Origin of the sequence: Nostoc punctiforme PCC 73102 (assembly GCF_000020025.1) — a bacterium.
Lineage (GTDB): Bacteria > Cyanobacteriota > Cyanobacteriia > Cyanobacteriales > Nostocaceae > Nostoc > Nostoc punctiforme.
Genome location: NC_010628.1, coordinates 3627493 through 3639642 on the forward strand (window position 1 = coordinate 3627493; position 12150 = coordinate 3639642).

10 protein-coding genes and 1 pseudogene are annotated in these 12150 nt (G+C 41.9%); 8 read left to right on the top strand and 3 right to left on the bottom strand.

Features of this window, described 5'->3' with window-relative positions; genetic code table 11:
* Positions 1 to 88: 88 nt before the first annotated feature.
* The 5 genes from lpxC (at position 89) to NPUN_RS14945 (ending at position 5479) form a co-directional block, all read left to right on the top strand.
* The gene (lpxC, locus tag NPUN_RS14925) at positions 89 to 967 is read left to right on the top strand and encodes a UDP-3-O-acyl-N-acetylglucosamine deacetylase (RefSeq protein WP_012409451.1); all 879 of its coding nucleotides are present in this window, start codon (positions 89 to 91) and stop codon (positions 965 to 967) included.
* A gap of 91 nt (positions 968 to 1058) precedes the next feature.
* The gene (fabZ, locus tag NPUN_RS14930; RefSeq protein WP_012409452.1) at positions 1059 to 1589 is read left to right on the top strand and encodes a 3-hydroxyacyl-ACP dehydratase FabZ; all 531 of its coding nucleotides are present in this window, start codon (positions 1059 to 1061) and stop codon (positions 1587 to 1589) included.
* A gap of 307 nt (positions 1590 to 1896) precedes the next feature.
* Complete coding sequence (gene lpxA / locus NPUN_RS14935) at positions 1897 to 2715, top strand: acyl-ACP--UDP-N-acetylglucosamine O-acyltransferase (protein WP_012409453.1); 819 nt, start codon at positions 1897 to 1899, stop codon at positions 2713 to 2715.
* Positions 2716 to 2837: 122 nt separating this feature from the next.
* The gene (gene lpxB, locus NPUN_RS14940; RefSeq protein WP_012409454.1) at positions 2838 to 4004 is read left to right on the top strand and encodes a lipid-A-disaccharide synthase; all 1167 of its coding nucleotides are present in this window, start codon (positions 2838 to 2840) and stop codon (positions 4002 to 4004) included.
* A 209-nt stretch (positions 4005 to 4213) separates the two neighbouring features.
* Entirely contained in the window at positions 4214 to 5479 is a 1266-nt protein-coding gene (locus tag NPUN_RS14945; protein WP_012409455.1) for a DNA cytosine methyltransferase, read from the top strand.
* 34 nt (positions 5480 to 5513) lie between these two features.
* Here NPUN_RS14945 and NPUN_RS14950 read toward each other — a convergent pair.
* From NPUN_RS14950 to NPUN_RS14960, 3 genes and pseudogenes are all read right to left on the bottom strand, one after another.
* A pseudogene (locus NPUN_RS14950) lies at positions 5514 to 6299 on the bottom strand (aldo/keto reductase); the annotation flags it as partial.
* Positions 6300 to 6465: 166 nt separating this feature from the next.
* Positions 6466 to 7620 (bottom strand): hypothetical protein, encoded by a 1155-nt coding sequence (locus NPUN_RS14955; RefSeq protein ID WP_012409457.1) that lies wholly within the window; start codon positions 7618 to 7620, stop codon positions 6466 to 6468.
* 184 nt (positions 7621 to 7804) lie between these two features.
* A complete protein-coding gene (locus tag NPUN_RS14960) occupies positions 7805 to 8326 on the bottom strand; it encodes a hypothetical protein (protein WP_041566159.1) in 522 nt (173 codons plus the stop codon).
* A gap of 233 nt (positions 8327 to 8559) precedes the next feature.
* On the opposite strand from NPUN_RS14960, the gene nfi reads away from it, so the two are divergent.
* The 3 genes from nfi (at position 8560) to NPUN_RS14975 (ending at position 11933) form a co-directional block, all read left to right on the top strand.
* Complete coding sequence (gene nfi / locus NPUN_RS14965; protein ID WP_012409459.1) at positions 8560 to 9225, top strand: deoxyribonuclease V; 666 nt, start codon at positions 8560 to 8562, stop codon at positions 9223 to 9225.
* 107 nt (positions 9226 to 9332) lie between these two features.
* A complete protein-coding gene (locus NPUN_RS14970; RefSeq protein WP_012409460.1) occupies positions 9333 to 9872 on the top strand; it encodes an FHA domain-containing protein in 540 nt (179 codons plus the stop codon).
* A 102-nt stretch (positions 9873 to 9974) separates the two neighbouring features.
* On the top strand, positions 9975 to 11933 hold the full coding sequence (locus NPUN_RS14975; RefSeq protein ID WP_041565420.1) for an FHA domain-containing protein: 1959 nt from the start codon (positions 9975 to 9977) through the stop codon (positions 11931 to 11933).
* Positions 11934 to 12150 lie beyond the last annotated feature (217 nt).

A 12150-nucleotide genomic window follows, 5' to 3' on the forward strand; every position in this document is an offset into this window, starting at 1 on the left:
GGATTAATGACTTTTTTAGGGGAATATCAGGGACTTTACCAAAACAGACGATGAACAATACTAAACAAAATATATTGACTTTTCGGCTATGCAACAGCACACTCTAGCTGCCGAAATCACCCAAGTAGGGGTGGGATTGCATAGCGGTGTGAATACCCAGGTGCGGATACTACCAGATGAAACGGGAAGTGGACGCTACTTTGTACGGGTGGATTTACCAGATTTGCCGATTATTCCAGCCCAAGTTGCGGCAGTTAGTCACACTGTTCTCTCAACTCAGTTGGGTAAGGGTGAGGTATATGTTCGCACGGTAGAACATTTGTTGGCAGCACTTTCGGGTATGGGTGTGGATAATGCCCGGATTGAAATTGATGGGTCAGAAGTCCCGCTTTTGGATGGTTCAGCAAGTGTGTGGGTAGCCAACATTGCCCAAGTTGGCCTAGTATCACAACCCGTTAACAACCAAGTTCCTTTGACTGTTACAGAACCAATATGGGTCTATCAAGGTGATGCCTTTGTATGTGCCCTCCCAGCACCAGAAACTCGTTTTAGTTACGGTATTGAATTTGACCTGCCTGCCATTGGTAATCAATGGTATAGTTGGTCACTAACCACTGAACTAGAAAAAGCTTCTGCTAGCTTTGCTGCCGAAATTGCTCCTGCCCGTACTTTTGGGTTACTGCATCAAATTGAACACTTACAAAAAACTGGGTTAATTAAAGGTGGTAGTTTGGATAATGCACTTGTTTGCGGGCCAGAAGGGTGGCTAAATCCTCCGTTGAGATTTGCAAATGAACCAGTCCGTCATAAAATCTTGGATTTAGTCGGAGATTTGAGTTTACTAGGGGCTTTTCCTCGGGCTCATTTCTTAGCGTATAAAGCCAGCCATAATTTACACATTCAATTGGCTCAGAAAATTTTAGATTTTGGATTCGACTTCGCTCAGTCGAACGATTTTAGATTTTGAATTTGCTCTAAAGCTTAAAATCCAGGATTATTAAGATTTCGATCTACGCCTGCCTGCTAAACTTTCAGATGAAAAATTAACTATAGGGCCAATGTCAATCCTCACTGAAGTGAATACTATCGATCCAACTACACCTACATCTACCGAACTACAGGGTATAAATGAGACTGCGATCGCCTCTGAAATTAAAACAACTTTCACATCTGAAGAAATTCAAAAATTATTACCCCACCGCTACCCATTTTTACTTGTAGATAAAATAATTGACTACGTTCCAGGTAAAAAAGCTGTTGGCGTTAAAAATGTTACTATCAACGAACACTATTTCCAAGGACATTTCCCCGGCCGTCCACTGATGCCAGGGGTGCTAATTGTCGAAGCAATGGCACAAGTTGGGGGCATTGTTCTTACTCAAATGTCTTCGGTAGAAGGCGGGCTATTTGTTTTCGCTGGTATCGATAAAGTTCGCTTTCGCCGCCAGGTCGTACCGGGGGATCAACTAGTCATGACAGTGGAACTGTTATGGGTAAAACAACGTCGTTTCGGTAAGATGCAAGGTCGTGCCGAAGTTGACGGTCAACTTGCTTGTGAAGGGGAATTAATGTTTTCTCTAGTCAACTAAAAGTTTGCTTTCGTGGTGTGGGCATAGCCGTGAAATGCCCTTACTGAATCCTACAAAAGGATAACAGTTAAAAAAAAATCCACAACAGCATCTGATAATTTCTTGATTTTCGATGCCCTCTCTACGAGATGCTACTCGAACACACTTAACTTGCTTTGCCCGACACTTTCGTTCACTGAAATACTTCACGCTCTACCAGTCGCCTTGATGGGGCGGTAGTTTGTATAAATCTCTTAACCAGATTAACACGCTGCCTTAGAAACCCTATCTGGCGCTGACTTATCAAGACAGTTCTGGAGATTCACCCTTGAAAACGCTAATTCATCCAACTGCTGTAATTCATCCGAAATCGGAACTCCACCATACAGTGCAAGTCGGTGCCTATGCTGTGATTGGAGCGCATGTCAAAGTGGGCCCTGAAACAATAATCGGCGCTCATGCTGTGTTAGAGGGGCCTTGTGAGATTGGGGCGCAAAATCAGATTTTTACAGGTGCAGCCATCGGTATGGAACCCCAGGATCTCAAGTTTGTGGGAGAACCAACTTGGGTCAAAATTGGTGATAACAACTTAATTCGTGAGTACGTTACCATTAACCGTGCTACTGGTGCTGGTGAAGCAACGGTAATTGGTGATGGTAACTTGCTGATGGCTTATGTCCATGTGGCTCATAACTGTGTAATTGAAGACCAGGTAGTGATTGCCAACTCTGTAGCGTTGGCGGGTCATGTGCATATAGAGTCACGTGCCAGGCTGAGTGGGGTTTTAGGTGTCCATCAATTTGTGCGTATTGGTAGACACGCAATGGTGGGAGGTATGGCACGTATTGACCGGGATGTAGCCCCATATATGCTAGTAGAGGGAAATCCGGCGCGAGTGCGAACCCTCAACCTTGTGGGACTCAAACGGTCTGGTATGGATTCAGCAGATTTGCTTGCACTCAAAAAAGCCTTCCGAATTCTCTACCGTTCTGATTTGTCCTTTAAGGATGCTTTGGAAAAACTGGAACTTTTAGGCGATAGCGAACAATTACAACATCTGCGTCGCTTCCTGCTACTTTCTCAGATGCCAGGTAGACGCGGCTTGATTCCCGGTAAAGGGAAAAAAGGCACGAGTGATGAATCGTGAATTATGAGTTAGGAGTTATGGGTTAGGAGTTATGGTTGATGAATTGAATTTTTAACTCCTGACTCTTAACTCCTCACTTCTAACTATTTATTCCTAAGTTTTTACTAATTACCAATTATCAAATGCGGATTTTTATCAGCACTGGCGAAGTATCTGGCGATTTACAAGGATCGCTGCTCATTACAGCGCTGAAGCGTCAAGCTATGGCGATTGGGTTGAAATTAGAGATTGTGGCGCTGGGTGGCGAAAAAATGGTGGAGGCTGGGGCAATTCTGCTGGGCAATACTAGTAGTATTGGCTCAATGGGTATTCTAGAAGGGTTGCCCTATATTCTACCTACTCTCCAGGTACAACGTCAGGCGATCGCTTCTCTAAAACAAAATCCACCAGATTTAGTAGTGCTGATCGATTATATGACTCCCAATCTGGAAATTGGGACTTATATGAAACAGCAGCTACCAGATGTGCCTGTGGTATATTACATTGCTCCCCAAGAATGGGCTTGGTCATTAAGTTTGCGTAGAACTAACCGGATTGTTGGTTTTACAGATAAGCTGTTGGCAATTTTCCCACAAGAAGCCCGTTTTTTTCGTGAGCAAGGGGCAAAAGTTACTTGGGTAGGGCATCCTTTGATTGACCGAATGCAAGACGCTCCCAGTCGCCAAGCAGCGCGTGCAACACTGGGGATTGCGCCAGAACAAATTGCGATCGCACTTCTCCCCGCCTCTCGCCGCCAAGAATTAAAATATCTTTTACCAGTAATTTTTCAAGCCGCCCAAACTATTCAAGCTAAATTACCTGAAGTTCATTTCTGGATTCCCCTTTCTTTGGAAGTCTATAGACAGCCAATTGAGGAGGCTATTGAGCGTTACGGTTTACGGGCGACAGTTCTATCAGGTCAACAAATGGAAGTTTTTGCTGCGGCTGATTTAGCCATTAGTAAATCTGGTACTGTCAATTTAGAACTTGCTTTGTTAAATGTGCCCCAAGTTGTAGTTTACCGCCTCAGTCGCCTGACTGCTTGGATAGCTCGTAAAATCCTCAAAGGTTCTATAGCCTTTGCATCGCCACCCAACTTAGTTGTGATGAAGCCGATTGTGCCAGAATTTTTACAAGAGCAAGCCACAGCAGAGAATATTATCCAAGCCGCGATGGAACTACTACTCAATCCCAGTCGCAGAGAGCAAACTTTGCTAGATTATGAAGAAATGCGGCAAAGTTTAGGAGAAGTGGGAGTGTGCGATCGCGTTGCTCAAGAAATTTTGCAAATGCGACCAAATAATTCGTAGTTCGTAATTCGTAATTCGTAATTAAAAATAGAGAATCAATCAGTTTACTTAGGAGTAAAATTAAGTACGAACTACCTATTATTTGCCGAAACCCGCATTTATGCTTATGGTAATTACGAATTACCTTAGCGTAGCGGTAGCGATTCCGCGTTCGCTTTTAGCGTTTCGTAGAGAGCGTCATTAGAAATTACGAATTAGATTGGGGTGTCATGGCTTATGAGATGAGAAAACAAAGAGCGATCGCAGTTGATTTGTTCGCTGGCGCGGGTGGTATGACTCTTGGCTTTGAACAAGCTGGTTTTGACGTGCTAGCCTCTGTAGAAATTGACCCTATCCACTGTGCAACACATGAGTTTAATTTTCCTTATTGCTCAGTGTTATGTCAAAGTGTTGTGGATACAACTGGTGAAGAAATTAGGAGTCGGTCTAAAATTGGCGATCGCGAAATTGATGTGGTAATTTGTGGTTCACCATGTCAAGGATTTTCTCTAATTGGTAAACGGGTTGTTGATGATCCGCGAAATTCTTTAGTGTTTCACTTTCATCGGCTGGTTTTTGAGCTAAAACCGAAATTCTTTGTAATGGAAAATGTTCGGGGAATCACAGTTGGCGAACATAAAAAAATCCTCCAATCTTTAATTAGTGAGTTTAAAATTTACGGCTATAAAGTAGAAGAAAATTACCAAATTCTCAATGCTGCAAATTACGGAGTACCACAGTCACGTGAGAGATTATTTCTTATAGGTGCAAGGGAGGATGTAGAATTACCAAAATATCCTCAGCCGATTACTAAACCAGCATTACCAAATAATTTAACTTCTAAAAAAATATCTAATATCCCATTGAGTCCTACAGTATGGGACGCAATTAAAGATTTACCCGAAATAGAAAACTATCCTGAGTTAGTAGCAAGAGATTGGGTTGTTGGAGAATACGAAAAGCCTAGTAACTATGCTCGTGTACTTCGCGGTCTTAAATGTCTAAAAAATGATTATTCTTATAAACGTGAATATGATTTGCGAATCCTTTCTTCAAGTTTAAGAACAAAACATTCTGCAGAAACTATTCAACGCTTTCAGGAGACTGAACAAGGCGATAGAGAAAAAATTAGTCGTTTTTATAAGCTACATCCTGCTGGTGTCTGCAATACTCTAAGAGCTGGAACAGACAAATATAGGGGTTCTTTCACCTCTCCTAGACCGATTCATCCATTTACGCCTCGTTGCATTACAGTCAGAGAAGCGGCGAGATTACATTCTTACCCCGATTGGTTTAGATTTCATGTAACTAAATGGCACGGATTTAGGCAAGTTGGTAACTCTGTACCACCGCTACTAGCAAAGGCTGTGGCTGGTGAAATTATTAGTAGTTTGAATATTTCGCCTTTTAAGCCGAGTTTGCGATACAAGTTGGGAGACGAGAAGCTACTACAGTTTAAGATGTCGCAAGCGGAACAATATTATCAGCGTGACTAGTAATAATACACTTCGTAATATGTGCAAGGTTGCGCTAAGTCCAAGTACGGAAAAATGTACTATCTTCCCAGATATTAGCAGCCGCCAGTGCGATCGCTGTTAATTCTTCCTTTTTAAGAGGCACAAAAGCCCGCGCTATCTTGACATTATTCTCTAATTGTGAAACGGTTTCTGCCGCAATTACACAACAATGAACTCCAGGCTGAGACATTGTGTAACCTAAAGCTTGCTCCATACCTGTCAACCCACCTGGTTTAAACAGTCGACCATAAGCCGGAACTTTCATCGCAATCACACCGACATTTTTTTCTTGAGCAACTGGTAAAACTACTGGGATAAATGGACGTGGGTGGTGTTTGTCGGCGGCATTCACAGGAATCAGCGTAGTGTGGAAAGGATAGCGACGTAACCCTTCGGCAATCACTTGAGGATCGTGATGTCCGGTAAGACCTGCGAAGCGCACCAGTTTTTGTTGTATGGCTTCTTCTAAAGCTTTAATTGCGCCAGATGGACTAAAGATGGTGTCGAGTTCTTGAGAAAAAGAAACGTGGTGCAACTGCCACAAATCGAGATAATCTGTATTGAGACGTTTTAGCGATCGCTCCAATTCTCGCCAAGCTCCATCCCGATCTCTTTTATCGGTCTTGCTTGCTAGAAATATCTTTGAGCGATGGGGTGGTAGCACTTTGCCTAAATAATCTTCACTCGGCCCATAACTAGCCGCCGTATCAAAGTAGCGAATGCCAAGTTCCAGCGCTCTTTGAATTATTGCCACAGCATCATCCTCTTTTCCTTCCCAGGATAGTGGCGTTTGTCCTGACCACCAGGTTTGACGATCGCCTGTTGCCTGAGTCCATTAAGCATGATAATTTATCCTCATTAGTGTCGAACATCCCATTTCATCAGGATAGGTGAAAATCAGAGCGATGCCTACGGCGGCAAGCTACGCACTGCCTTTTCTAGCTTAATTTTGAGGTGCGATCGCATTACTTGCCAGCGACGGCATTTTTCTGAGCGTAGTTGATATTTTTCTGATACTCTATGATTTTTTGTTGAGCGATTGCATAATTTGGGCTAGAAGATGGCACAGTTTTCATAAGTGCGATTGCAGTTTCCCACTGACTTGCAACTGTCTTCCACTCATCGAGAGATTTTGCTGACTGAGTAAGGTTAGCGGCATTAATTGCTTTACTTACCGCTTCTCGAAATGTATCGCTTTGAAGTAACACAGTCGGGGATTCTGGAATAACTGGTGAGGGTGTAACTAATATAGAACTTGATGGTATTTGTGTTGGATTTTTAGAGGTTATGGAAAGTAGTTCTCTGAAGTGTGAAGATAAATATATTCCTATAGAAATTGAAAATATCAAAAAAATAAGCAGCAAATTTCTATTTAGATGACGATATTTATGTTTAGCCTTGCTAATTATATTTTCTTCATTATTCGAGAAAACATTTGATTTCATTTGGTGTACACCCATCTCCCCGCGCAATCTATTAAGTTCTTGATCTGTATTAAAATCAGTCTTGGATTTACTTGCATCCGTTTCTTTAGTGCCAGAGTAAGCAGATATTATTCGCTGTCTTACCAAATATTCAATTTGATAAGTTAGTGCCCCACTAGAAATATAAAACAGCCCAAATATTACTATTATTTTATTTCCAATTTCTGTGTAGTATTCAACTGGTTTAGTGTAACTAATATTAAATAATGGCAAAAGTATTGTCGAGAAAAATACTGCTATCAGTGTAGAAGTTGCAATTACAAGCCAAGCATACAATCCTTCCCACCAACTCATTATTCCTGGAAATAATCCTTTTGTTCTACCTATTTCTGGTGCTTGGATTTCTGAGATAAAATGACTTATGAGTAAGTGTAAGAAGTGATGAGTGAAAGAAATTATAGGAATTGGAGATAGGATTAACAGTATTGTCAAGATAACAAATAACTCGGGGCTTTTGACCAAATAGGTAATTTGGTAGCCTACTTTTCCAGGGTTATTGAGTATAAATATAATAAAGCTCAAAAATAGATTCAAAATTAATGCTTTTAACCAAGAAGTAGGATAAGGAAACCATAAAGGCCAGTAAAACTTTTGTAACTTTTGCTTAGTAACTTCTTGAATATTGGGATTTTTCATAATTAACAAATGCGAAAAGCTGATAAATTATCGTCTATATTAGGATTCCCCATATACAGATAAAAGCAACATTAACAAAATTTTTAGAGCTATATATTTAAAATTAACTTGATTTATTAGATTTTTGGCAGAAGCCCCTGATTTAGAATCTTTCTCTGCACCTATGCATGAGGCGGATTAGATATTAACGTTCCTTTGTAATTACAGAGCTACCATTACTAATACTTACTTTTTGAATAAAAATGTCAGTACAAGATGATAAAATATCAGAACTTATTTTATTAGCAATAGATTCAAAATCTTGGTTTGTTAATCCCCGCACTGTATCGCCACTTAAATTAATAAAAATAGTTAAAAATTGAGATTCACTAGAAGACTCTTCATTATCTGCTGCTTCTAGTTCATCTTCTACTATGCCTAGATTAAACTCTTTAGTCCAAGCTGGAAACTTCTTACCCGTTTGTTGCCCATAAATTTTCACGCTTTCAATAGATGCAGCCCCTAAACCAGTTAAACCTTTGCGAATAAATGCAACTAAAATTTGCTGATTTGGTACTTGGGCAGATTCTAGCTTTACCTCTAACCAAGCATCTTGAAAGGCAACTTTTGCAGCGATCCCTTTGGGGTGTAGGTGGCGGTTCATCAGAGATGCGATCGCATCTACATCTCCCTGTTTTGCAAGTTCCAGAATATTTGGCTCTGTCATAACCATTAAAAGAGAAAATCTAGGAAAATAAGCTTATATTCTTAGAATTCCCTCTTAACAGCCTTAAGTAACATTATGATGCAAAATATCAACTAAGTTAGGTTAAAATATTTAGTATAAAGATAGTCTTTCACAGACTTTTGTAAAAAATATATTTTCCTGGATCAACATCGGTTTTTGCCCTTGCCAAATTAACAGGATTAATATTAATCAGTTTAATTCCCATTTTCAATATGAAATTTTATCGAGATCATACTTGGCCTTCGACGCTGGAAGAAGCCATAGTTATCCAAGAAAAGCTGCGAGATCAGGTAATTACTGAGGATCAACTAGAAGAACCGATCCAGTACGTTGCTGGAGTGGATATGGGTTTTGAAGCTGATGGAACCATTAGCCGGGCAGCTGTCGCAGTACTGAGTTTTCCTGATTTACAAGTAATTGAGACGAGCCTAGCACACCGTCCTACTACCTTTCCTTATGTTCCTGGGTTCCTCTCATTTCGGGAAATTCCAGCTGTTCTCGATGCCTTGGAGAAAATTCAAACAACACCAAATATTATCCTGTGTGATGGTCAAGGAATTGCTCATCCCCGCAGATTAGGTATAGCTAGCCATTTAGGGTTACTTATAGATATGCCAACAATTGGTGTAGCTAAGTCCAGGTTGGTTGGTAAGTATGAGGAATTGGCAGAAACCAAAGGCAGCAGCCAACCACTGATATATAACGGTGAAACCGTTGGGGTTGTTTTGCGATCGCGCACAGGAGTAAAACCTCTGTATATCTCCAGTGGACATCGAATTAGTTTACCCACAGCAATTGACTATGTATTACGCTGCACGCCAAAATATCGGCTGCCAGAAACTACACGCATCGCTGATAAATTAGCGTCGGCGAAATAAAGCTTGTTGAAGTTTTTTCTAAATACTTGCTTGCGCCTACTCAATCATGTTAGGAATCGCACAGAAAGAAGTTGAAGTAGCTAAATACGATTTACGAAGTTAGAACAATGAACGCACTAACTTTACAGTGGCACGATGCAGGTCAAGATAAAACTCAGAACATTTACGAACAACAACCAAGTCAAAATCCTGGTACTGTCCGCATTGGTCGCGATCGACTCCGGTGCGATATTGTTTTGAGTCACCCTACTGTATCTGGTCTGCACGTTGAAATCTTTTTTCATCAACAGCAACAGCGCTTTTATATCAGGAATTTGCGATCGCAAAATCCCCCCCTTGTCGATGGACGGCAATTAGTCCAAGGTGAAATGCCTTTAACAGAGGGTACTACTATCTCTTTGGGACAAATAAAACTCAACGTTACTCAAGTTTCCACAGGCAGCATTCCAGCAACAATTTTGATGCCACCGCATCCCGGACATCATCACCATTCACCAACGCCTTCCGCACCACCGCTAGGAATTTATGGTCTAGAATGCCCCAAATGTCATAAAGTTTCCCCAGGAGAGAATCTACAAATTGGTTGTCATTGGTGTGGAACATCTTTGGCTGCGGCTGTGAGTGTTTTAGTAGCACCGGGTAGTTGAGGAGCGCAGAGGAGCAGGGGAGCAGGGGAGCAGGGGAGCAAAAGAAGAATTCCTAACTCTTGACTTAATGACAAATGACCAATGACAAATGACAAATGACCAATGACTAATGACTTACAAATTCAATTGAGTTGGGAAGAACCAGCGACGGGTGAACGGCGAGAACCAAGGTTGAATATGCCGATCGCTTTTGGTCGAGAATTCCCTCGCTTACCTGCCGAACTTAGGGGAATGCGCGTTTCTCGGATGCTGCTTAACAGTAACGAAGTTTCTCGCTACCACGCCCTAATTGACTGGGAACAAGACCATCTAGTGGTGATTGACCAAGGCAGCGTTAACGGTGTATATGTCAACGGTAAACCACAAACGCGCAGTGTTTTGGCTAATGGCGATACATTGCAAATTGGCCCATATCTAATCACAGTGAAATTTGGTGCTAGCGTCTCTGAACCAGATACCAGCCCCCCTTCAACGATTCACTTCAATGCAAATACCAATCTTCCAGACCCCACATTGCCTGTAGCCCAACCGCTAACGCCCTTGGCAAGTAATTTCCCGCCACTAGCGTTTCAGGCGGAAAATGTAGCTGTGCAAGCCCTTCATGCTACGGGTCTATCGGTAGATGAATCTGATTATCTAGCGATCGGGGCGGGATTGGGTAGCTTTGTTTGGACTGATTTGCTGCGAATTAGCGGTGTGCGTCCTGACAAAATTGTAGCTTTGGGATTGGAGGCGGAACCTTATGCCCGCTACAAGCGCCTTTGTTTGAATTCGCAAATTCCCTTATATGAGAGACTGCGTTCTAATTCTGACTCTTGCCCTGATAATATTTGGGGCTGGCCTAGTTATGCCTTGCGCGAGGCTTGGCGTGATTGCAGCAAGGGACAGATAAACTCAGCATTCAAGTATTTGTGGCAAGTGTTTGCTGAACCAACATTTGCCGAAACTTATACACCCCGTGCGGGTAATGTTTTTGATTCCATAGACAGGGAAGCGAAGCGGATTGGCTGGAATCAAATTTATCGCTATGGGCGAGTTAGGGCAATTCGCAAAACTGATGATGGTAGATATTGCGTAGCCTATTCTCGCGCCCCAGGAAATTATGCTTTTTTAGTTACTCGTTATTTACATTTAGCTACTGGATATCCAGCAATTCAGTTTCTTCCAGATTTGCAAGCTTATAGAGAAAAATATCAAGATTTTAAATCTGTCGTCAATGCTTATGAAGCACACGATCATGTTTATGAACAACTAGAGCGACAAGGTGGTACGGTATTGATTCGTGGGCGGGGAATTGTGGCTTCGCGAGTTATTCAGCGCATTTATGAAGCCAGAAAGCGAAATCGGAATATTGCAGTTTTGCATTTAATGCGATCGCCAAAACCCCAAGGTAACAAATTTCAAAATACCCAGCGCCTAGTCAAAAATCATTACGAATTTCAACCCTTTAACTGGCCGAAAGCTTGTTGGGGCGGCGAACTCCGGGCAATGTTAGAAAAAGCACCTCCCGATGAACGCAAGCGTTTACTAGCAGACTGGGGTGGAACAACCACTGCCGACCGCCACGACTGGCAGCAAATTACCGCCCAAGGCATCAGCGAAGGCTGGTATCAAATTACCTTCGGTGAGGTTTTGGATGTAGAACGAGATGCCCAAAACCGGACTATTACTCATATCCGAGAACAAAGCTTTGGGGAAATAAAATTGCTAGCTGACTTTATTGTTGATGCTACTGGACTCGATGCGAAAGTGGATGCCAATCCTCTGATAGCAGATTTAGTAAAACATTACAATCTCCCAGTGAATCATCTGGGGCGATTGACTGTAGCGAACAATTTTGAACTAGTAGAAATGCGTAGTGGCAAAGGTCAAATGTATGCTGCTGGCGCTATTACTTTAGGTGGCCCTTATGCCGCCGTTGATAGTTTTTTGGGCTTGCAATATGCTGCATTAGTCGCCGTTGATGGGCTCGCCGCCACCCGCGCGCCTGGAGTCCATCGTTTGAATACTATAAGTTCCTTTAGGCAGTGGTTGAAGTGGGTGTTAAATCAGTCACCTTAGTTTAATAATGCACGAGGCAGGAGAAATACAGTATTTACCTGTTGCAGGTTTTGCTGCTTGAAAATTTCTGAAGGGAGATAAGAAAAATCCGAAGAAGATTTTGAAACAGTTAGAAGCTAAACTTTATTCTTAGTTAATAAATTAGAATAATTAGGCGATGTCTACAATCCTCTACGCCTAAGCATTTTGCCAAACATCAAAATTTTAAAACCCGCTT